Origin of the sequence: Streptomyces sp. NPDC048278 (assembly GCF_040652195.1) — a bacterium.
Lineage (GTDB): Bacteria > Actinomycetota > Actinomycetes > Streptomycetales > Streptomycetaceae > Streptomyces.
This window is the reverse complement of sequence record NZ_JBEZLP010000003.1, coordinates 293,998-314,216: the sequence shown is the minus strand read 5'-3', so window position 1 is coordinate 314,216 and position 20,219 is coordinate 293,998. Positions and strand designations below refer to the sequence as shown.

Here is a 20,219-nt window from a genome sequence, read left to right as displayed (position 1 = left end):
AGGCGCCGCCGCCTTTCCGCGATCAAGTAACCTCGGCCTCCTGAACCAGGGCGAGGGGGAGCAGGACATGGCCGCGATCAGTCTCAGCAAGGTGGAGCAGACCGCGCCCGCGCTCGTCGGCGCCTACCGCTCGGCCGGGATCTCCCTCACCAAGCACGGACTCGACGGACTCCGGGCCGCCGTCTACCTGGTCGTCGACTACTCCGGCTCGATGAAGCCGTACTACGCCGACGGCAGCGTGCAGGCGCTCGCCGACCGGGTCCTCGGCCTCTCCGCGCACCTGGACGACGACGGTCAGGTCCCCGTCGTCTTCTTCTCCACGGACATCGACGCGGTCACCGACATCAGGCTGGCCGAACACACCGGCCGGATCGAGAAGATCGCGGCCGGGCTCGGGCACATGGGCAAGACCAGCTACCACCTGGCGATGGACGCCGTGATCGACCACTACCTGGACAGCGGCGCCACGGACCCCGCCCTGGTCGTCTTCCAGACCGACGGCGGCCCGATCAACAAGCTCGCCGCGGAACGCTATCTGTGCAAGGCGGCCCGGCTGCCGCTGTTCTGGCAGTTCGTCGGCTTCGGCGACCCGCACAGCAAACAGTTCGACTTCCTGCGCAAGCTCGACGAACTGGCGGTGCCGGGAAAGCGCGCGGTGGACAACGCGGGCTTCTTCCACGCCGGTTCGGACCCGGGGAAGGTGCCGGACGGCGAGCTGTACGACCGTCTCGTCGGCGAGTTCCCGCAGTGGCTGGCGGCGGCGTGGGCGGCGGGCATCGTACGGGCCGGCTGACCCGGCGGAGTCCGCCGACTTTACGCGGCACCGTTGGCTGTAGCGCTCCGGCGTGCCACCCTGAGGGGTGATCCGGCGGGGAGGCGACGCGACGTATGGACGACGCGGCACGAACGGTGAACGGGCAGGCACGGGTGGGGAGTTCCGCAGACCGGGCGGAGCCGCCCGGCAAGGGTGAGAAGCTCGCGGACTGGGCGGACAGCCGACTGGGGCTGTACTCCCTGGCCAAGGCCAACATGCGCAAGGTGTTCCCGGACCACTGGTCCTTCATGCTGGGCGAGATCTGCCTCTACAGCTTCCTCATCCTGATCCTCACCGGCATCTACCTCACCCTGTTCTTCGAGCCCAGCGGCGCCGAGGTCGTCTACCACGGCACCTACGAGCCGCTGAACGGCATCATCATGACCAAGGCGTACGAGTCGACGCTGCACATCAGCTTCGACGTGCGCGGCGGACTGCTGATCCGGCAGATCCACCACTGGGCGGCGCTGGTCTTCGTGGCCGGCATGTTCGTCCACATGATGCGGGTGTTCTTCACCGGCGCCTTCCGCAAGCCCCGTGAGGTCAACTGGCTGTTCGGCTGGACCCTGCTGTTCCTGGCCATCCTCACCGGCCTGACCGGCTACTCGCTCCCCGACGACCTGCTCTCCGGCACCGGCGTCCGGTTCGCCGACGGCGCGATCCTGTCGATCCCGATCGTCGGCTCGTACATCTCGATGTTCCTGTTCGGCGGGGAGTTCCCGGGCCACGACATCATCTCGCGGTTCTTCCCGATCCACGTCCTGCTGCTGCCCGGGATCATGCTCGGGCTGGTCGTCGCCCACCTGATCCTGGTCTTCTACCACAAGCACACCCAGTACCCGGCGCCCGGACGCGACCAGAAGAGCGTGGTCGGCATGCCCTTCCTGCCGGTCTACATGGCCAAGGCCGGCGGTTTCTTCTTCCTCGTCTTCGGCGTCCTCGCGTTCATCGGCGGCATCGCCACCATCAACCCGGTGTGGGCCTTCGGCCCCTACCGCCCCGACCTGGTGACCACCGGCGCCCAGCCCGACTGGTACCTCGGCTTCTCCGAGGGGCTGATCCGGGTGATGCCCGGCTGGGAGATCAACGCCTGGGGCCACACCCTGGAACTGGGCGTCTTCATCCCCTTCTCGCTCTTCCCGCTCTTCCTCGTGGCCATCGGCGTCTACCCGTTCATCGAGGCGTGGATCACCGGCGACAAGCGCGAGCACCACATCCTGGACCGCCCGCGCAACGTCCCCGTCCGCACCGCCCTCGGCGTGGCCTGGCTGAGCATCTACGGCGTCCTCCTGATCGGCGGCGGCAACGACGTCGTCGCCACCCATCTCCATCTCTCCATCAACTCGATCACCTGGTTCGTCCGGATCTCCGTCTTCGTCGTCCCCGTCCTCGCCTACATCGCCACCAAACGCATCTGCCTCGGCCTGCAGCGCCGGGACCGCGACAAGGTGCTGCACGGCAGGGAGACGGGCCTCATCAAGATGCTTCCGCACGGCGAGTACATCGAGGTCCACGAACCCCTCAGCCAGGAGAGCCTGTTCGTCCTGACCCAGCACGAGCAGCCGCCGCCGTACGAGCTCGGCCCGCTGGAGGACGCGAACGGCGTACGGCGCAAGGTCACGCTCGCGCAGCGGCTGCGGGCGAGCATGGCGAAGGGAATGTTCGGCCCGGACACCCACATCCCGAAGCCGACGCAGGAGGAGTACCGGGAGCTCACGAGCGGGGATCACCACTGAACGCCGCGAGCTGAAGCGCCCCTTCAGGGGCGCGGGGAACTGCGCGACAAGCCCCCACCGGCCCGCAGGTCAGCCGCGACCTTCGAGCACCTCTCTGCCGCATTCCTCCGGTGTCCCCCAAGCTCCCCGCAGCGCCCGTGCCCTGGTCAGCCAGAGCGACAGGTCGTACTCCGCCGTATAACCGATCGCCCCGTGCAGTTGCAGAGCAGCCGCCGCACTCTTGCACGCCGCCTCGCACGCGCTGAGCTTCGCCGCGGCCACATCCGACGGAGCCATCGTGACCGCCGCCCCGAAGACCATCGGCCGCGCGAACTCCAGCGCGATCCGCACGTCGGCCAGCCGGTGCCCGACCGCCTGGAACGACCCGACGGGCACGCCGAACTGGGTCCGCTGCTTGACGTACGCCACCGTTCTGTCGAGCAGCGCCAGCCCCACCCCCAGCGCCTGCGCGGCCGTGGCCAGCCGGGCCCAGGTCAGTGCCTCCGCCCAGGGCGGCTCCGCAGCGAGCAGTTCGCCGACCGGAAACAGCGGGGTGAGCCGGCGTGCGGGGTCCAGGGACCGGCGCACCGCCCCGGCGCCCGAGGAGAGCCGGACGCCCTCCGGCGCGGCCACGAGCCGGACATCGGCCGCGTCCCCGTCCAGCGCCGGCCCGTAGCCGTGCTGCTCGAACGCCACCGTCGCCACCGTCCCGCCCGTCGCGATCCCCGGCAGGAACCGCTTGGCGAGGCCCCCGCCGTCGTCGAGCAGCACCGCTGCCGCCACCGTCTCCGCCAGCGGCCCCGGCACCGCGAACCGCCCCAGCTCGACGAACGCGACGGCGAGTTCGACGGCCCGGCGCCCCACCCCGCCGTACTCCTCCGGCACCGCGAGCCCGAACACCCCGGCCTCGCCGAGCCGACCCCACAGCGCCCGCCCGCGCGCCCGCTCACCGCGGCTCCAGTCACGTATCACCGCCGGGGTGTCCGCCGCCGTCAGCAGTCCCCGCAGGGCGTCGGCGAAGTCCCGCTGCTCGGTGTCGAGGAGGAAACGCATGTCAGCGGCGTCCCTTCGGCAGGCCGAGCAGCCGCTCGGCGACGATGTCGCGCTGGATCTCGTTGGTGCCCGCGTAGATCGGACCGGCGAGGGAGAAGACGTACCCCTCCGACCACGGCGTGTCGGCCAGTTCGCCCTCCGCGCCGAGCAGGTCGAGCGCCGTCTCGTGCAGGGCCAGGTCCAGCTCCGACCAGAACACCTTGTTCAGGCTGGACTCCGGGCCGAGCGACTCGCCGTCCAGGAAGCGGGCGGCGGCCGAGTAGGTGAACAGCTGGTAGGCGCGGGCGCCGGCGACGGCGTCGGCCACCCGGGCCGCGGCCCACTCCGGCCTGCCCCGCGCCTGCCAGAGATCCCGCAGCCGGTCGGCGGCGGCCAGGAACCGGCCCGGCGACCGCAGGGTCAGTCCCCGCTCGTTCCCCGCGGCCGACATCGCGATCCGCCAGCCCTGGCCCGGTTCGCCGATCACGTCCTCGTCGGGCACGAACACCTCGTCCAGGAACAGCTCCGCGAACGCCGGCTTGCCGTCGAGACGCCCGATCGGGCGCACGGTCACCCCCGGCGCGCGCAGGTCGAACATCAGGTAGGTGAGCCCCTGATGCGGCCTGGGCAGGTGCGGCTCGCTGCGGAAGAGGCCGAACGCGCGGTCCGCGAAGGCCGCCCGCGACGACCACGTCTTCTGGCCGGTCAGCAGCCAGCCGCCGGCCGTCCGCACCGCTCTGGAGGTGAGGGAGGCCAGGTCGGAACCGGCCCCGGGCTCGGACCACGCCTGCGCCCAGACCACCTCCCCGGTCGCCATCGGCGGCAGCACCCGCGCCCGCTGCTCCCCGGTCCCGTGGTCGAACAGGGTCGGTGCGAGCAGGCTGACGCCGTTCTGGCCGACCCGGCCCGGCGCGCCCGCCGCCCAGTACTCCTCCTCGAAGACCAGCCAGCGCAGCAGCCCCGCGCCCCGGCCGCCGTACTCCTGTGGCCAGGACACCACCGACCAGCGGTCCGCGGCGAGTTCGGCCTCCCAGGCGCGGTGCGCCGCGAAGCCCTCCGCCGTCTCCAGGGAGGGCAGCGGGCGGCGCGGCACATGCGCCCTGAGCCAGGCGCGGGCCTCGGCGCGGAACTCCTCGTCCGCCGGGCTGTGGGTCAGGTCCACGGTCGCCGTCACCGTCCTTCCCTAACAAGTGTTTGGTAGGTTAGCGTGGGCCCATGACAGGCGTCGAGAGTCCGGAGTACGTGCCCGGGCACGGGCTGCTTGACGGGCGCACCGCCGTCATCACCGCCGCGGCCGGGGCGGGGATCGGCGGGGCGACCGCGCGCCGCTTCCTGGAGGAGGGCGCCCGCGTGCTGATCAGCGACGCGCACGCGCGGCGCCTGAAGGAGTACGCGGCCGAGCTGGCCGGCGAACATCCGGGTGCCGTCACCGCCTTCCCGTGCGATGTCACCGACGAGGCCCAGGTACAGGGGCTCTTCGACACCGCCGTGCGGGAGCACGGACGGCTGGACATCGTCGTCAACAACGCGGGTCTTGGCGGTACTTCGGCCCTCGTCGACATGACGGACGACCAGTGGACGCGGGTCCTGGACGTCACCCTCAACGGCACCTTCCGGTGCTCGCGCGCCGCCCTGCGGCTCTTCCGCGAGAGCGGGCAGGGCGGGGTCATCGTCAACAACTCCTCCGTCGTCGGCTGGCGCGCCCAGGCCGGCCAGGCCCACTACGCCGCCGCCAAGGCCGGGGTGATGGCGCTGACCCGGTGCGCGGCGATCGAGGCGGCCGGCTACGGCGTGCGGGTCAACGCCGTGGCACCGAGCCTCGCCATGCACCCGCACCTGGTGAAGGTGACCTCGGCCGAACTGCTGGCGGAACTCACCGCCCGCGAGGCCTTCGGGCGGTACGCCGAACCCTGGGAGGTCGCCAACGCCATCGTCTTCCTGGCGTCCGGCTACTCCTCCTACCTCACCGGAGAGGTCGTCTCCGTCAGCAGCCAGCACCCGTAGGACGAGAATGTACCCGTGCCGACCAAGAAGAAGCCCCAGGTGACCGCCGCGAGCAGGCGCGCGGCTGCCGCTGCTCCAGCCCGGCGCCGCGAACTCCTCGACACCGCCGCCGACGTCTTCGCCGAGCAGGGCTACAACGCCACCACCGTACGCAAGATCGCGGACCACGCGGGCATGCTCGCCGGCAGCCTCTACTACCACTTCGACTCCAAGGAATCGATGCTGGAGGAGATCCTGCGGACCTTCCTCGACGAGCTCTGGGACGGCTACGACACCGTCCTGGACGCCGGGCTCGGTCCCCGCGAGACGCTCGAAGCGCTGGTCACCGAGTCCTTCCGGGAGATCGACCGGCACCGCGCCGCCGTCGCCATCTACCAGAAGGAGAGCAAGCAGCTGGTCGCGCAGGAGCGGTTCGGCTTCCTCGCCGAGTCGCAGCGCAGGTTCGAGAAGGCGTGGCTGTCGACGCTGGAGCGCGGGGTCACCGCGCGCGTCTTCCGCGCCGACCTCGACGTCCGCCTCACCTACCGGTTCGTGCGCGACACCGTGTGGGTCGCCGCCTCCTGGTACCGGCCCGGCGGACAGCACAGCCCGGAGGAGATCGCCCGCCAGTACCTGTCGATGGTGCTGGACGGGATCGCCGTCCGTGAGTAGTCCATCCATTCGTTGAAAGTCCCTTTCTGCCGAGGGAGTTGCTGACATGGCCGAGGCCTACATCGTCGAAGCGGTGCGTACGCCGGTCGGACGGCGCAAGGGCGGACTGAGCGGGGTCCACCCGGCCGACCTGGGCGCCCATGTGCTGACCGCACTGGTCGAGCGGTCGGGTGTGGACCCGGCCGCCGTCGAGGACGTCGTCTTCGGCTGCCTCGACGCGGTGGGGCCGCAGGCGGGCGACATCGCCCGCACCTGCTGGCTGGCGGCCGGGCTGCCCGAGGAGGTGCCGGGCGTCACCGTCGACCGCCAGTGCGGCTCCTCGCAGCAGGCCGTGCACTTCGCCGCGCAGGCCGTCCTCTCCGGCACCCAGGACCTGGTGGTCGCAGGCGGCGTCCAGAACATGTCCCAGATCCCCATCGCCTTCGCCTCCCGGCAGGCCGCCGAACCGCTCGGCCTGACCGAGGGTCCCTTCCTGGGCAGCGAGGGCTGGCGGGCCCGGTACGGCCGGCAGCCCGTCAACCAGTTCGCCGGCGCCGAGATGATCGCCGCCAAGTGGGGCATCACCCGCCGGGACCAGGAGGAGTTCGCCCTGAACTCCCACCGGAGGGCGCTCGGCGCCATCGACGAGGGCCGCTTCGAGCGGGAGATCGTGCCCTACGGCCCGGTCGCGGTGGACGAGGGCCCGCGCCGTGACACCTCCCTGGAGAAGATGGCCGCCCTGAAGCCGGTCGTCGACGGCGGCACCATCACCGCCGCCTGCTCCTCCCAGGTCTCCGACGGCGCCGCCGCCATGCTCCTCGCCTCCGAACGCGCCGTCCGCGAACACGGGTTGCGCCCCCGGGCCCGCGTCCACCACCTGTCCGTCCGCGGCGAGGACCCCATCCGGATGCTCTCCGCGCCGATCCCGGCCACCGCCCACGCCCTGAAGAAGACCGGCCTCACCATCGACGCCATCGACCTCGTCGAGATCAACGAGGCCTTCGCCCCGGTCGTCCTCGCCTGGCTCAAGGAGACCGGCGCCGACCCCGCCAGGGTCAACGTCAACGGCGGCGCGATAGCCCTCGGCCACCCGCTCGGCGCCACCGGCGTCAGGCTGATGACCACCCTCCTGCACGAACTGGAGCGCACCGGCGGCCGGTTCGGCCTGCAAACCATGTGCGAGGGCGGGGGACAGGCGAACGTGACGATCATCGAGCGGCTCTGATCCCTCACCCGAGGAAGCCCTCACCCGAGGAAGCCCTCACCCGAGGGAAGCCCTCACTTGAGGGCCATGAGCCGATCCCGGGTCTCCTCCGCCTCCTTCATGATCCGTCCCACCAGCTCCGCGCACGACGGCAGGTCGTCGATCACCCCGGCGACCTGCCCGGACGCCATCACCCCGAGATCCGTGCGGCCGTCCACCATCGCCGACCTGAGCAGCATCGGCGTGTTCGCGGCCAGCAGCACCTGACTCCAGGACAGCTCCTTGCCGTGCCGCAGGGCCAGGCCGTCCCGCACCATCTGCCGCCAGGTGAGCCCGGACAGTCTCCGGAACCCCGCCGCGCGCCGGATCGCGTGCAGCAGACTCCGGGCCCGGCCCGAGCGCTCCAGCGCGGCCACCAGATCGGTCCGCAGCATCCGGTGCGGCAGCCCGTCCACCGCCCGGGTGACGGTGACGTCCCTGACCGTCGCCGCCAGATACCTGGCCTTCACCGCGTCCGGCACCGTCGAGTCCGAGGTGAGCAGGAACCGGGTGCCCATCGCGACCCCCGCCGCGCCGTACGCCAGCGCCGCCACCAGCCCCCGGCCGTCGAAGAAGCCCCCGGCGGCCACCACCGGTATCCGCACCGCGTCCACCACCTGCGGCAGCAGCACGCTGGTCGCCACCTCGCCGGTGTGCCCGCCGCCCTCGCCGCCCTGCACGATCACCGCGTCCGCGCCCCACGCCGCCACCTTCTCGGCGTGCCGCCGCGCCCCCACGGACGGGATCACCACCACGCCCGCCTCCTTCAGCTCGGCGATCAGCCCGGGGGAGGGGGCGAGCGCGAAGGACGCCACCCGCACACCCCCGTCGATGATCAGCCGGACGCGGTCGCCGGCGTCGGCCGCGTCCGCCCGCAGGTTCACCCCGAACGGGGCGTCCGTACGGCACCGCACCTCGGCGATCGCGGCCCGCAGCTGGTCGAGGGTCATCGTGGCGGAGGCCAGGATGCCGAGGGCCCCGGCTTCCGCCGTCGCCGAGACCAGGCGGGGGCCCGCCACCCAGCCCATCCCCGTCTGCACGATCGGATGCCGGACCCCGGCCAGCCGGGTCAGCGCCGTCTCCATCAGCCGGCCACCTCCTTCGTCCGCGCGCCGGCCGGATCCAGCACCTCGCGGATCAGCCGCAGCTCCTCCGCGTCCGGTTCCCGGGTGTACGGCACCTCGTCCGGGACGGTCAGCGCGAAGTCGGTCGCCTCCCGGACCTGGTCGACGCTCACCCCCGGATGCAGCGCCGCCAGCCGCATCGACCGGTCCGGGGTCTCGAAGTCGAGGACGGCCAGATCGGTGACGACCCTCGGGATGCGGTGGAAGCGCTCCGTGCCCGGATGCGCGGCGACCCGGTCGTACCCCACCCCGCACACCATGTCGACCTGCGCCACGAACACCCGCCGGGAGTGCTTCGGGACCCAGTAACTCGTCGGGTTGTTGAGGGTGTTGAGCGGCGCTCCGCGCACCCCCAGCAGCTGGCGGCGGGGCCGGGACCAGTCGCCGATGCAGGAGATGTTCTGGTTGCCGTACCGGTCGAGCTGGCTCGCGCCCATCATCACGTGCCGGCGCCCGCCGGACACCAGGGCGAGGTGCTGCCGGTAGGGCAGCCAGCCCTCGGGCGTCCCGTCCGGGCGGACCAGCAGCGCCTCGCCGTCGGTCAGCAGCAGGTCCGGCGCGAAGGTCAGCCGGGCCAGGCGGGCGCCCAGGGAGGGGATCAGACCCATCGGGCTCGCCAGGATCTCACCGGAGCCGCGCCAGGCCTCGGCGCAGGCGATGACGCAGTACTCGGAGCGCAGCACGTCCATCAGCCCTGACCCTCCTGCCGGTTGCGCACCGCCGCGCGGTAGGCCTGTTCGTCCCCCGCCAGGAACCGCTCGGCGAACTCCGCCCACGGGGTCGTCGCGTACAGCCGCTGGAACTCCTCGTCCCGGCCGTAGTCGGGCGCGCAGGAGGTGAAGTGCGCGCCGCCGGGAGCCTCCACGACCCCGGTCACATCGAGCCGCCTGACGAGCAACGACTGCGGCGGGGCCTCCTTCGTCAGCTCGGCGGTGTCCACGATCCGTTCGCAGGAGACGTAGGCCGCGTCCGCCGCCTGGCAGAACAGATCGTCGAAGTACGGGTCGGGGCCCAGGTACTGCCCGTTGCCCAGCCGGTCGGCGCGGTTGACGTGGACCAGCGCCGCGTCCAGGCGCAGGGCGGGCATCGCCACGAACGTCTCCCCGTCGTCGTACGGCGAAGTCACGGTCCGCAGGGCCGGGTTGACCCGCATCACGTCCGAACCGATCCCGGCCCGCACCGGCAGGAAGGGCAGCCGGCTCGCTGCTGCGCGCAGGCCCCACATGAACATGCCCTCGTCGACCTCCGTCAGCTCGAACGCCCCGCGCTCGCGCCCCGCCCGGTAGTGCGGTTCCAGCGGCACGGAGTCGAGGGTGACGAACGCCGTCACCAGCTTGCGCACCCGGCCGGCCGCGACCAGCATCCCGACGTCCGGGCCGCCGTACGAGACCAGGGTGAGATCGCCGATGTCGCTCCGGAGCAACGCTCTGACCAGGGACATCGGCTTGCGCCGGGAGCCCCAGCCGCCGATGCCGAGGGTCATGCCGCTGGTGAGCCGGGCGACGACCTCGTCGGCGGTCATCGTCTTGTCAGTCATCTGTCGCGGCCTCCTTCCCGAAGGTGTCGCGGACCCGGTCGGCCACCCCGCTGAGGGCGGCCTCGAAGGTGAAGCCCTGTTCGAAGCGGTAGCTGCGCCGCACGTCGACGGGGTCGATGCCGTTGATGGCGGCCTTGGCGAGGCGCAGCAGCCGGCCGTCCTTGGCGGCTATCTCCCGCGCCAGCTCCAGCGCGGCCGACAGCAGTTCCCCGCCCTGCACGACCCGCCACACCGAGCCGTGCGCGTGCAGCTCGGCGGCGGTCGCGGTGCGCGAGGTGAAGTACAGCGTCCGCATCAGATGGGGCGGGACCAGGCGGGCCAGGTGGGTGGCCGCGCCCAGGGCGCCCCGGTCCAGCTCCGGCAGCCCGAAGACGGCGTCCTCGCTCGCCACGATCGCGTCCGCGTTGCCCACCAGCCCTATCCCGCCGCCCAGGCAGAAGCCGTGCACCGCGGCCACCACCGGGGTCTCGCACTCGTACACCGCCGCGAAGGCCTCCGCGCAGCCCCGGTTGGCGCCGAGCAGTGCCGCGTCCCCGTCCGCCTGTATCTCCTTGATGTCCACGCCCGCGTTGAAACCCCGGCCCCGCGCGGTCAGCACGACACACCGGGTCCCGGGGTCGCGACCGGCCGCGCGCACCGCGTCCGCCAGCGCGAACCAGCCCCGCACCGGCAGGGCGTTCACCGGTGGGTGGTCGACCGTGACGAGCGCGATGCCCTTTTCCGGAGACGAGGTGGAGACACCCATGGACGCATCAGCTACCTTCGCACTCAGCTGCCTTTCCACCAAACATTTGTTAGGTGTGAGGCTTCGAAGCTAGCAGCCGGTGCGGACGAGCGGGAGGCCCTGTGGATAACTCGCCGAGCGGCAGGACGGTCGTCGTCACCGGCGGTACCAGGGGGGTCGGCGCCGGGATCGCCCGGGCCTTCGCGGAGACCGGCGCCCACGTCCTGGCCTGCGCCCGCCGACCGCCCGAACAACCCCTGGACGGCGTCGAGTTCAGCCCTCTCGACCTGCGCGACCCGCCCGCGGTACGCGCTTTCTTCGACGCCCTGCCCCGGCTCGACGTGCTCGTCAACAACGTGGGCGGCACCCCCTACCGGCGGCTCGCCGACGCGGACGCCGAGCGGCACGCCCGGGTGATCGAGCTGAACCTCCTCACCCCGCTGACCGCCTCCCTCGCCGCGTACGAGCACCTGCGGCGGGCCAGGGGAGCGGTGGTGATGATCGGCAGCGTCAGCGGCGGCCGGCCCTCGCCGGGCTCCGCCGCCTACGGCGCGGCCAAGGCGGGCCTTGAGCACCTCGCCCGGTCCATGGCGGTGGAGTGGGCGCCGGAGGTCCGGGTCAACACCCTCGTGGTCGGCATGGTCCGCACCGAACTGGCCGGCCTCCACTACGGCGGCCTGGACGGCATCGACGCCGTCTCCCGCACTGTCCCGCTCGGCCGCCTCGCCGCCCCCTCCGACGTCGGCGCCGCCGCCGTCTTCCTGGCCTCCGACGCGGCGGCCTACGTCAGCGGGGCGAGCCTGCTCGTGCACGGGGGCGGGGAGCGGCCCGCCTTCCTCGACGCCGCAACCGCCAACAAGCCGTCCGACCAGCCGGACCGGCCGGACCAGGAGGAGTGAGATGAACGGAATCTGCGCGGGCCGGGTCGTGGTCGTCACCGGCGCCGGGCGCGGGCTCGGCCGGGCGCACGCGCTCGCCTTCGCCGCCGAGGGCGCCCGCGTCGTCGTCAACGACCTCGGCGTCGGCCTCGACGGCGGGCCGGCGGAGGACAGCCCCGCCGCGGCCGTCGTGGACGAGATCCGGGCGGCCGGCGGCGAGGCGGTGGCGCACGGCGGCGACATCGCGACGGACGCCGGTGCCGAGTCACTGGTGGCGGCGGCCCTGGACGCGTACGGCCGCCTCGACACCCTCGTCAACAACGCCGGCTTCCTGCGCGACCGCATGCTCGTCAACCTCGGCGAGGACGACTGGGACGCGGTCATGAGGGTGCACCTCAAGGGCCACTTCCTGCCGCTGCGGCACGCCGCCGCGCACTGGCGGGCCGAGGCCAAGGCGGGCCGTACCCCGGTGGCCCGCATCGTCAACACCAGCAGCGGCGCGGGACTGCTGGGCTCGGTCGGGCAGGGCAACTACAGCGCCGCCAAGGCCGGCATCGTCGGCCTCACCCTGGTCGCGGCGGCCGAACTGGCCCGCTACGGCGTCCAGGTCAACGCGATCGCCCCGGCCGCCCGCACCCGGATGACCGAGCACGCCTTCGCCACGACCATGGCCGCCCCCGACGCCGGCTTCGACGCCATGGCCCCCGGGAACGTCGCCCCGCTCGTGGTCTGGCTGGGTTCCGCCGCGAGCGCCGGCGTCACCGGGCGGGTGTTCGAGGCGGAGGGCGGCCGGATCACCGTCATGGAGGGATGGCGGCCCGGTCCGACCGCCGACAAGGGAGCCCGGTGGACCCCGGCGGAGGCGGGGGAGACGGCCCTGAAACTGCTGGCCGAGGCGGAGCCGCCGGGGGCGGTGTACGGGGCGTGAGACCGGGGGCGCGGGGAGCTACGTGTCGCACTCCAGTACCGACCGGCACAGCGAGCAGCGGGCCCGGACCCGGCCCCGGACCGGCACCCGGATCCGCTGGTGGCAGGTCGGGCACGGGAACGAGACCCGCAGCCGGCCGCCGCTGTCGGGAGTGAAGGCGTAGGCGGCGCCGGGCTGCGGAGGCGGCGCGCCGGGCGCGTGGCGGCGGTCCCGGGCGTAGCGGCGGCGGCCCGCCCAGCCGGCCGCGCTCAGCGGCGGCTGCTCCCCGTCCTGGCGGGCCCGGGCCATGCCCTTCTGGTAGGCCGTGTAGGCCTGCGGGCTGGTGAACCACACCGAGGGGTCCTCGTGGAAGACGAGGGCGCGCTTGGCCAGCACGTAGCCGAACTCCTCCGGGGTGAGGTAGCCGAGCTTCTGGGAGGCCTCGCCGTGCTCCCGGTAGGCGTCCAGGAGCAGCCAGCCGGCCCCGAGGTAGGTGGTCGCCGTGTCGGTGAGGATCTCGTTCTCCCGGACGCTCGGGAAGGACAGGTCCAGGCGGTGCAGGTACACGTGCATCACCTCGTGGGCGAGGGCCGCGCCGATGTCCCTGCGGTGGGTGCGGAAACGGTCGTTCAGCTCGACGAAGTACTCGGGGCCCGCGGTGAGTTCGACGTTCGCCGCGTGGGTCATGTCCTTGAAGCCGACGACCATGCGGGCGTCGGGCAGGCGGAAGTGCCGGACGATCTCGCGGGCGACGCGCTGCGAGCCGAGGTGGAGGTCGTCGGTGTCGCAGAACGCGACGTCGGCGGGGGCGACGCTGGTGGCGAAGGTCTGGACGGTGTCGTAGGACAGCCGTCGGTACAACGCCGTGACGGCGGCCCGCACGGTGTCCAGGTGCGGGTAGCCGTGTTCTACCGGGCCGCCGTTCGCCACGTCAGGTACCCCCACGGACGCCGCTGGAGCTGTCTTCCACAGTATGCGGGGGACGGGGAGGATTGGGGGCGGAAGGTTGTTCGTGCGCCAGCGGCCGGTGGGGGGGCCTCGCGCAGTACCCCGCGCCCCTAAAGGGGCGCCACGCGTGCCGTTCCTTGATCGGTTTCCTGGAGTTCCAGGATCCAGATCTCGTTCTCGCCCTCCTTGAGGACCGGACCCGGCACGTACAACGACTCCTGCGGGCCCGCCGACCAGTAACGTCCCAGGTTGAAGCCGTTGATCCAGACGAAGCCGCGGGTCCAGCCCGGGAGTTCCAGGCGGGCGTCGCCGGCGTCGTGGACCGTCACCGTGCCCCGGTAGAGGCCGGGGGCGCCGTCCTCCGGAAGCGGGCCGAAGGGCACCGCGTCCACACCGCCCTCGAAGGCGTCGAGATCCAGGCCACGCGCGCGTACCCCGTGCAGGAACTGGCGTTCGTGCAGGATGCCCCCGGTGATGCCCTTCGGTTCGCCCGAGCGCGGGCCGTAGTTGACGCGGCCCAGAGTCTCCACCCAGAGCTCCACGCGCGCGGGGCCGGCGACCGGCTTCTTGAGCTGGGGTTCCTCCTCGGTGAGGACCCCGGCCCGCTCGCCGTCGACGTACACGACCGCGAGGTCGCGCAGGCCCCGCGCGGTGAGCGGGTACGGCTGGCGCGGGCCCGGCACGTCCACCTCGTAGCGGACCAGACCCCGGGCGATGTCCAGCTCCTCGAAGGTGGGCGGGACGGCGTGCACGCGTTCCGGGGTGCCGAGGGTCTCCAGGACGGCGGACAGGGGGGCCCAGCCGGTCGTCTCCACGTCCGTCCGCGAGGCCAGTGCGGGCGGCGCCGGGGGCAGTTCGGGCAGCGGGCCGTCGTGGTACCCGGCGAGGACCTCGCGGAAGCGCCAGAACTTCTCCGTGGGACGGCCGAACTCGTCGATCGGGGCGTCGTAGTCGTAGGACGTCACGTCCGCCTCCAGCGGGCCCTCGTGCAGCTCGCCGCCGGGGCGGTTGGCGCCCGCCCAGCCGGCGAAGTTGGTGCCGCCGTGCGCCATGTAGACGTTGACCGACGCCCCGCACTCCAGGATCTCCCGCAGCGCCGCCGCCGCGTCCCCGGCGTCCCGTACGACGTGCTCGCCGCCCCAGTGGTCGAACCAGCCGCACCAGAACTCCATGCACATCAGCGGACCGTGCGGCTGGTGCCGGCGCAGGGTCTCGAAGGCCTCGCGCGCGTGCGAGCCGAAGTTCACCGTCGCGAGCAGGCCGGGAACCGAGCCGCCGGTGAGCATGTGGTCCTCGGGGCCGTCCGAGGTGACCAGCGGCACCGTGACGCCCTCGGCCCGCAGCAGGCCGGTGAGGTGGGCCAGGTAGGCGGCGTCGGAGCCGTAGCTGCCGTACTCGTTCTCGACCTGCACCATGATCACCGGGCCGCCCCGGTCCTGCTGCCGGGACACCACCTCGGGCAGCAGGCGGCGGAACCAGCGGTCCACGTAGCGCAGGAAACTCTCGTCACGCGTGCGTGCCCGTGCGCCCAGCTCGCCCGTCACCCAGTGCGGCAGACCGCCGTTCTCCCACTCCGCGCAGATGTACGGCCCCGGCCGCACGATCGCCCACAGGCCCGCCGCCCGGGCCGCGTCCAGGAAGCGGCCGAGGGCCTCGACGTCCCGGAAGCCGCCCGCGTGCGGTTCGTGCAGGTTCCACGGGACGTACGTCTCCACGCAGTTCAGCCCCATGGCGCGCAGCAGCGCCAGCCGGTGGCCCCACTGCTCCTCGTGCACCCGGAAGTAGTGCAGCGCTCCGGACAGCAGCCGTACCGGCCGACCGTCGAGGAGGAAATCGGTTTCGCCCACCGTGAAGTCGCTCATACGCTCACTTTGTCCTGCTGGCATGTGCCGACACCATGGACAAAGATCGGCAGCACTTGGACGAAAGAGCCGACAAGAAGGAGCACGCAGTGCCGGGAGGGGCGCCGATCTTCCGCACCTGGATGCGGTTCTTCACACCCGGCGCCGTCCATCAGCGGCTCGGCCTGGCCTGCTGGGGCGTCGGCCTCCAGTACGGCGCGGTGCCCGCCGTCGGCCCGCGTCTGCTCGACCATCACGTCGCCGTGGTGATCACCTCGGGCCGGGGCTGGTACCGCACGCCCGACGGGCGCAGCACCGCCGTCGTCGCGCCCGCCCTGGTGTGGCTCACGCCGGGCGTCCCGCACCACTACGGGCCCGATCCGGACAGCGGCTGGGACGAGGCCTTCGTGACGTTCACCGGGCCCGACACCGCGACCTACACGGAGCTCGGCTACATCGAGCCCGAGCGGCCCGTGGTGCCCCTCGCGGACGCCACAGGACCCCGGGACGTCATCGCCCGGATCGCCCGGGCCGCCCGGCAGGGCAACCCCCTCCTGGAGGTCGAGACCGGCGCCGCGGTGCACGAGCTGCTCGTCGCCCTGCGCCGCGCGCGTGCCGACCTCGCCCCCGACGGCGACCCGGTGCTGCACGCCCTCGCCCGCGACGCCTGCACCGGCATGACCGTCGCCGACCACGCGGCCCGGCACGGCATGACCCCGGCCGAGCTGCGCACCGCCGTCCGCCGGGTCGCCGGGTGCAGTCCCAAGGACTACCTGATCGGCATCCGCCTCGGCCGCGCCCAGGAACTCCTCGCCACCACCGAACTGTCCGTGGCCGCCGTCGCCCGCCGCGTCGGCTACGACGACCCGGCCTACTTCTCCCGCCTGTTCACCCGCCGGGTCGGCACCGCCCCGGTGCGCTTCCGTGCCCAGCAGAGCCGGGCCGTGCCCGACGACTGGAACGAGGACCTCCGGGAGGACGGCGAACCGGGTCCGCCGGTGGCCGAACCCGCCCACCGCCCCTAGGGACCACCCCGCGGCCCCCTTTAGGGTTGACACCCATGACCTCCAGCAACACCGGTACCGGTGACGTCGACCCCGCCGTCCGCGAGGAACTCGGCCGGCTGCGCGACAGCATCGACAACATCGACGCGGCCGTCGTCCACATGCTCGCCGAGCGTTTCAAGGCCACCCAGCAGGTCGGCCGCCTCAAGGCGGTCCACCGGCTGCCCCCGGCCGACCCGGCCCGCGAGGCCCGGCAGATCACCCGGCTGCGGACCCTCGCCGAGAACGCCAAGCTCGACCCCGCCTTCGCCGAGAAGTTCCTGAACTTCATCATCGCCGAGGTGATCAGGCACCACGAGTCCATCGCCGAGGACACCGTCAACGGGGGACCGGCGGACGACGCGCACTGATCCGGCGCCGGCCCCCACGGGCGCGTACGACGGCGCTCACCAGCGCCGTCCCCGTCCGCCCCGCGACCCCCGGGGCGGACATAAGCCGCGTACCGCTCCTGCCCCTGTGCGTTGCCGGTGTCATCGGGCAGCATGGCCCGCATGTCCGTACTGACTCGCGACGAAGCGCAGAGCCGCGCCGAGCTCCTCGACGTCCACCGCTACACGATCGACCTCGACCTGACCACCGGGGACGAGACCTTCGACTCCCGCACCGTGATCAGGTTCACGGCCCGGTCCGACGGCGACACCTTCGTCGAGCTGAAGCCCGCCACCCTGCGCGCCGTCGCCCTCGACGGACAGCCCCTCGACCCCGAGACGCTGGACCAGGGCCGGCTGCCCCTGAGGGGTCTCGCCGCGGGCGAGCACGAGCTGCGCGTCGAGGCCACCATGCGCTACTCGCGCACCGGCGAGGGCATGCACCGCTTCACCGACCCCACGGACGACGCGACGTACGTCTACACCCAGCTGTTCATGGACGACGTGCAGCGGGTCTTCGCCGCCTTCGACCAGCCCGACCTGAAGGCCGTCTTCGAGCTCACCGTGACCGCCCCCGAGGGCTGGACGGTGCTCGCCAACGGCGTCACCGAGCACCTCGGCGAGGGCCGCTGGCGGGCCGCCGCCACCCCGCTGATCTCCACCTACCTGGTCGCCGTCGCCGCCGGCCCCTGGCACTCGGTGCGCACCGAGCACCGCGGACTGCCCTTCGGCATCCACTGCCGACGCTCCCTCGCCCCGCACCTCGACGCCGACGCCGACGAAATCCTCGACATCACGCGCGCGTGCTACGACCGCTACCACGAGAAGTTCGAGGAGCCCTACCCCTTCGACTCCTACGACCAGGCGTTCGTCCCCGAGTTCAACGCCGGCGCCATGGAGAACCCGGGCCTGGTCACCTTCCGCGACGAGTTCGTCTACCGCTCCGCCGTCACCGACACCGAGCGGCAGACCCGCGCGATGGTCATCGCCCACGAGATGGCCCACATGTGGTTCGGCGACCTCGTCACCCTCAGGTGGTGGGACGACATCTGGCTGAACGAGTCCTTCGCCGAGTACATGGGCTACCAGACCCTCACCGAGGCCACCCGCTTCGCCGACACCTGGGTCGACTTCGGCGTGGCCCGCAAGGCCTGGGGCTACGATGCCGACCAGCGCCCCTCCACCCACCCGGTCGCCCCCGAGGCCGTCGACGACACCGCCGCCGCCCTGCTCAACTTCGACGGCATCTCCTACGCCAAGGGCGCCTCGGCGCTGCGCCAGCTGGTCGCCTGGATGGGCGAGAAGGACTTCCTGGCCGGCATCAACATCCACTTCCAGCGGCACCGGTTCGCCAACGCCACCCTCGCCGACTTCATCGACTCCCTCGCCGCCGCCACCGAACGCGACGTGCACGCCTGGGCCGACACGTGGCTGCGCACCACCGGCGTCGACACCCTCACCCCGGTCCTGGCCACCGCGGCCGACGGCATCCGCACCCTCACCGTCGAACGCACCGGCAGCCGCCCGCACCGCGTCTGCGTCGGCGTCTACGACCAGGACCTCGCCGACGAGGGCCGGCTCACCCTGCGCGAGCGCGTCGACCTCGACATCCCGCAGACCGCGCCCCAGGTCCTCGGCAAGCGCCCCGCCCTGCTCGTGGTCAACGACGGCGACCTGACCTACGCCAAGGTCCGCTTCGACGCCGAGTCCGCCGCCACCGTCCGCGCCCGCCTGTCGGGCCTGCCCGACCCGCTGACCCGCGCGGTGGTCTGGAACGCCCTGCGCGACGCCGTCCGCGACGGGGAACTCCCGCCCGCGGCCTACCTGGAGGCCGCCCGCGCCCATCTCCCGCACGAGACCGACCTCGCCCTCGTCCAGGGCGTGCTGGCCTTCACCGCGGTCCACGTCGTCGACCGGTACCTCGGGCCCGAGGACCGCCCCGCCGCCCTCGCCACCGTCTCCGCCCTCTGCCGCGACCTCATCCGGCGCACCGAGGACGGCGACAACCCCGGGCTGCGCCTGATCGCCGTACGGCACTTCATCGCCGCCGCAGCCCACCCCGACACCATCGCCGCCTGGCTCGCCGAGGGCACCGTGCCCGGCGGGCCGGAGCTCGACCCCGAGCTGCGCTGGCGCATCATGACCCGGCTCGCCGTCCTCGGCGCCGTCGACGAGGGCCGGATCGCCGCCGAACTGGCCCGCGACCCCAGCGCCAGCGGCCAGGAGGGCGCCGCCCGCTGCCGGGCCGCGCTGCCCGACCCGGAGGCCAAGCGCGCGGCCTGGGAGGCGATGTTCACCGGCGACGAGCTGTCCAACTACCTGTTCACGGCCACCGCCGAGGGCTTCTGGCATCCCGAACAGGCCGACCTGGTCCGCGCGTACGTGCCGCGCTACTACCAGGACGCGGTCGCCGTCGCCGCCCGGCGCGGCCCCCGCATCGCCACCGTCACCGGCCGGCAGGCCTTCCCCGCGCACGCCGTCGACGCCGAGAACCTCGCCCTCGGCCGCGCCTGCCTGGAGGACGCCGACCCGGTCACGGCCCTGCGCCGCCGCCTGATCGACGAACTGGACGACCTGGAAAGGGCGTTGCGGGTCCGCGAGGCGTAGCGCCGCGGAGGTACGACGACACGGGCGCGGCCGGTCCGGAATCACGAGGCGGGGACCGGCCGCCGCTCCCGGGCTCGGTGAGGCCGCCGGCTCCTGACCTGACCGTCAGCCCGTGGTCAGCCGCAGTTCCGCCCGGCGCACCCCGCCCTCGCGCGGTCCCGCCCGCCGGTTGCCCACCTCGGCCGTCCCGGGCGCCGGCGCGCCCAGCGCGAAGCCCAGGTGTTCCAGGAAGCACTCCCCGGGGCGCCAGCCCGGCGGCACCGACGCCGTCACCAGGGAGAGCCCCTCGGCGTGCGCGAGCAGCGACTCGGCCAGCGCCCGGCCGAGGCCCCGGCCGCGCGCCCAGGGGGCCAGCAGGAACAGCCCCACGGCGACCGCGCCGGGCACCGGATGGTCGCGCACCGCGTCCACCAGGCCCGAGACGACCCCGTCCCGCTCCAGCACCAGCAGCACCTTGCCGGCGGGGTCGGCGCCCTCGGGCAGCCCGTAGAACAGGCTCTGCACGTCGCCCGGTCCCGACGGCAGCCCGGTCGCCGCCACGAACCAGTCCTCGCAGGCCTCGAAGAGGTCGAGGAGCGGCGCCTCGTCCGCGGGCCGCGGTTCCCGCACCAGCACCCGCTCACCGGGCACGTCGATCATCCACGCGTCAACCACGCGACCGACGTTAACCCCGGTCAGCCCCGCTCTCAACGCCCTTTCACCGCTTGCTCCGACGCGCCCGGGGCGCACCGCCCCGACAGGTTTTCCCCGCACGGCAGTACCCACTTTCGGGTTTCGATCGTT

19 protein-coding genes are annotated in these 20,219 nt (G+C 72.8%); 10 read left to right on the top strand and 9 right to left on the bottom strand.

The annotated features are described in order from the left end of the window. The first annotated feature begins 67 nt into the window (after positions 1–67). Positions 68–793 (top strand): VWA domain-containing protein, encoded by a 726-nt coding sequence (locus AB0D74_RS07605; RefSeq protein ID WP_362581547.1) that lies wholly within the window; start codon positions 68–70, stop codon positions 791–793. Between the two features lie 95 nt (positions 794–888). Further along, entirely contained in the window at positions 889–2,550 is a 1,662-nt protein-coding gene (locus AB0D74_RS07600) for a cytochrome bc complex cytochrome b subunit (RefSeq protein WP_362581545.1), read from the top strand. A 69-nt stretch (positions 2,551–2,619) separates the two neighbouring features. On the opposite strand, the gene AB0D74_RS07595 is transcribed toward AB0D74_RS07600, so the two are convergent. Further along, positions 2,620–3,582: an acyl-CoA dehydrogenase family protein gene (locus AB0D74_RS07595; RefSeq protein WP_362581543.1), complete on the bottom strand. Its 963-nt coding sequence runs from the start codon at positions 3,580–3,582 to the stop codon at positions 2,620–2,622. Position 3,583: 1 nt separating this feature from the next. Beyond that, a complete protein-coding gene (locus AB0D74_RS07590; protein WP_362581939.1) occupies positions 3,584–4,723 on the bottom strand; it encodes an acyl-CoA dehydrogenase family protein in 1,140 nt (379 codons plus the stop codon). Positions 4,724–4,776: 53 nt separating this feature from the next. On the opposite strand from AB0D74_RS07590, the gene AB0D74_RS07585 reads away from it, so the two are divergent. From AB0D74_RS07585 to AB0D74_RS07575, 3 genes are read left to right on the top strand one after another with little or no spacing between them, the layout of a single operon-like run. Further along, a complete protein-coding gene (locus AB0D74_RS07585; RefSeq protein ID WP_362581541.1) occupies positions 4,777–5,565 on the top strand; it encodes an SDR family oxidoreductase in 789 nt (262 codons plus the stop codon). 15 nt (positions 5,566–5,580) lie between these two features. After that, positions 5,581–6,216: a TetR/AcrR family transcriptional regulator gene (locus tag AB0D74_RS07580; protein WP_362581539.1), complete on the top strand. Its 636-nt coding sequence runs from the start codon at positions 5,581–5,583 to the stop codon at positions 6,214–6,216. Positions 6,217–6,262: 46 nt separating this feature from the next. After that, positions 6,263–7,420, top strand: a complete 1,158-nt coding sequence (locus AB0D74_RS07575; protein ID WP_362581537.1) for an acetyl-CoA C-acetyltransferase — start codon at positions 6,263–6,265, stop codon at positions 7,418–7,420. 53 nt (positions 7,421–7,473) lie between these two features. On the opposite strand, the gene AB0D74_RS07570 is transcribed toward AB0D74_RS07575, so the two are convergent. Genes AB0D74_RS07570 through AB0D74_RS07555 form a run of 4 tightly spaced genes read right to left on the bottom strand, consistent with a single transcriptional unit; the run spans position 7,474 to position 10,844 of the window. Further along, positions 7,474–8,523: a nitronate monooxygenase gene (locus AB0D74_RS07570; protein ID WP_362581535.1), complete on the bottom strand. Its 1,050-nt coding sequence runs from the start codon at positions 8,521–8,523 to the stop codon at positions 7,474–7,476. Beyond that, entirely contained in the window at positions 8,523–9,251 is a 729-nt protein-coding gene (locus tag AB0D74_RS07565) for a CoA-transferase (protein ID WP_362581533.1), read from the bottom strand. Before AB0D74_RS07565 ends, AB0D74_RS07570 begins: the two co-directional genes overlap by 1 nt. Then, positions 9,251–10,099: a CoA-transferase gene (locus AB0D74_RS07560; RefSeq protein WP_362581531.1), complete on the bottom strand. Its 849-nt coding sequence runs from the start codon at positions 10,097–10,099 to the stop codon at positions 9,251–9,253. Before AB0D74_RS07560 ends, AB0D74_RS07565 begins: the two co-directional genes overlap by 1 nt. Continuing rightward, complete coding sequence (locus AB0D74_RS07555; protein ID WP_362581529.1) at positions 10,092–10,844, bottom strand: enoyl-CoA hydratase family protein; 753 nt, start codon at positions 10,842–10,844, stop codon at positions 10,092–10,094. The genes AB0D74_RS07560 and AB0D74_RS07555 overlap by 8 nt, the downstream gene beginning before the upstream one ends. A gap of 101 nt (positions 10,845–10,945) precedes the next feature. Between AB0D74_RS07555 and AB0D74_RS07550 the strand changes: the two genes are divergently transcribed. Together AB0D74_RS07550 and AB0D74_RS07545 are read left to right on the top strand one after the other, a co-directional pair. Next, on the top strand, positions 10,946–11,722 hold the full coding sequence (locus AB0D74_RS07550; RefSeq protein WP_362581527.1) for an SDR family oxidoreductase: 777 nt from the start codon (positions 10,946–10,948) through the stop codon (positions 11,720–11,722). A gap of 1 nt (position 11,723) precedes the next feature. Next, the gene (locus tag AB0D74_RS07545; protein WP_362581525.1) at positions 11,724–12,629 is read left to right on the top strand and encodes an SDR family oxidoreductase; all 906 of its coding nucleotides are present in this window, start codon (positions 11,724–11,726) and stop codon (positions 12,627–12,629) included. A gap of 18 nt (positions 12,630–12,647) precedes the next feature. On the opposite strand, the gene AB0D74_RS07540 is transcribed toward AB0D74_RS07545, so the two are convergent. Continuing rightward, positions 12,648–13,538 (bottom strand): hypothetical protein, encoded by an 891-nt coding sequence (locus AB0D74_RS07540; RefSeq protein ID WP_362581937.1) that lies wholly within the window; start codon positions 13,536–13,538, stop codon positions 12,648–12,650. A gap of 128 nt (positions 13,539–13,666) precedes the next feature. Further along, positions 13,667–15,418: a beta-galactosidase family protein gene (locus AB0D74_RS07535; protein WP_362581523.1), complete on the bottom strand. Its 1,752-nt coding sequence runs from the start codon at positions 15,416–15,418 to the stop codon at positions 13,667–13,669. A gap of 107 nt (positions 15,419–15,525) precedes the next feature. On the opposite strand from AB0D74_RS07535, the gene AB0D74_RS07530 reads away from it, so the two are divergent. The 3 genes from AB0D74_RS07530 to pepN all read left to right on the top strand — a co-directional run bounded on the left by AB0D74_RS07530 (position 15,526) and on the right by pepN (position 19,436). Then, positions 15,526–16,422 (top strand): AraC family transcriptional regulator, encoded by an 897-nt coding sequence (locus tag AB0D74_RS07530; protein WP_362581935.1) that lies wholly within the window; start codon positions 15,526–15,528, stop codon positions 16,420–16,422. Between the two features lie 35 nt (positions 16,423–16,457). Beyond that, entirely contained in the window at positions 16,458–16,811 is a 354-nt protein-coding gene (locus AB0D74_RS07525) for a chorismate mutase (protein ID WP_362581521.1), read from the top strand. Positions 16,812–16,952: 141 nt separating this feature from the next. Continuing rightward, positions 16,953–19,436, top strand: coding sequence for an aminopeptidase N (gene pepN / locus AB0D74_RS07520; protein WP_362581520.1), 2,484 nt, complete (start codon positions 16,953–16,955; stop codon positions 19,434–19,436). A 105-nt stretch (positions 19,437–19,541) separates the two neighbouring features. Here the strand turns inward: pepN and AB0D74_RS07515 are convergent, their stop codons facing one another. Further along, positions 19,542–20,090, bottom strand: coding sequence for a GNAT family N-acetyltransferase (locus AB0D74_RS07515; protein WP_362581518.1), 549 nt, complete (start codon positions 20,088–20,090; stop codon positions 19,542–19,544). Positions 20,091–20,219 lie beyond the last annotated feature (129 nt).

Excerpts from the sequence above, each read along its gene's own strand:
- AB0D74_RS07565 (WP_362581533.1), bottom strand. The coding sequence starts at position 9,251 with ATGGACGTGCTGCGCTCCGAGTACTGCGTCATCGCCTGCGCCGAGGCC.
- AB0D74_RS07545 (WP_362581525.1), top strand. The coding sequence starts at position 11,724 with ATGAACGGAATCTGCGCGGGCCGGGTCGTGGTCGTCACCGGCGCCGGG.
- AB0D74_RS07555 (WP_362581529.1), bottom strand. The coding sequence starts at position 10,844 with ATGGGTGTCTCCACCTCGTCTCCGGAAAAGGGCATCGCGCTCGTCACG.
- pepN (WP_362581520.1), top strand. The coding sequence starts at position 16,953 with ATGTCCGTACTGACTCGCGACGAAGCGCAGAGCCGCGCCGAGCTCCTC.
- AB0D74_RS07525 (WP_362581521.1), top strand. The coding sequence starts at position 16,458 with ATGACCTCCAGCAACACCGGTACCGGTGACGTCGACCCCGCCGTCCGC.
- AB0D74_RS07570 (WP_362581535.1), bottom strand. The coding sequence starts at position 8,523 with ATGGAGACGGCGCTGACCCGGCTGGCCGGGGTCCGGCATCCGATCGTG.
- AB0D74_RS07605 (WP_362581547.1), top strand. The coding sequence starts at position 68 with ATGGCCGCGATCAGTCTCAGCAAGGTGGAGCAGACCGCGCCCGCGCTC.
- AB0D74_RS07585 (WP_362581541.1), top strand. The coding sequence starts at position 4,777 with ATGACAGGCGTCGAGAGTCCGGAGTACGTGCCCGGGCACGGGCTGCTT.
- AB0D74_RS07560 (WP_362581531.1), bottom strand. The coding sequence starts at position 10,099 with ATGACTGACAAGACGATGACCGCCGACGAGGTCGTCGCCCGGCTCACC.
- AB0D74_RS07595 (WP_362581543.1), bottom strand. The coding sequence starts at position 3,582 with ATGCGTTTCCTCCTCGACACCGAGCAGCGGGACTTCGCCGACGCCCTG.
- AB0D74_RS07575 (WP_362581537.1), top strand. The coding sequence starts at position 6,263 with ATGGCCGAGGCCTACATCGTCGAAGCGGTGCGTACGCCGGTCGGACGG.
- AB0D74_RS07600 (WP_362581545.1), top strand. The coding sequence starts at position 889 with ATGGACGACGCGGCACGAACGGTGAACGGGCAGGCACGGGTGGGGAGT.
- AB0D74_RS07535 (WP_362581523.1), bottom strand. The coding sequence starts at position 15,418 with ATGAGCGACTTCACGGTGGGCGAAACCGATTTCCTCCTCGACGGTCGG.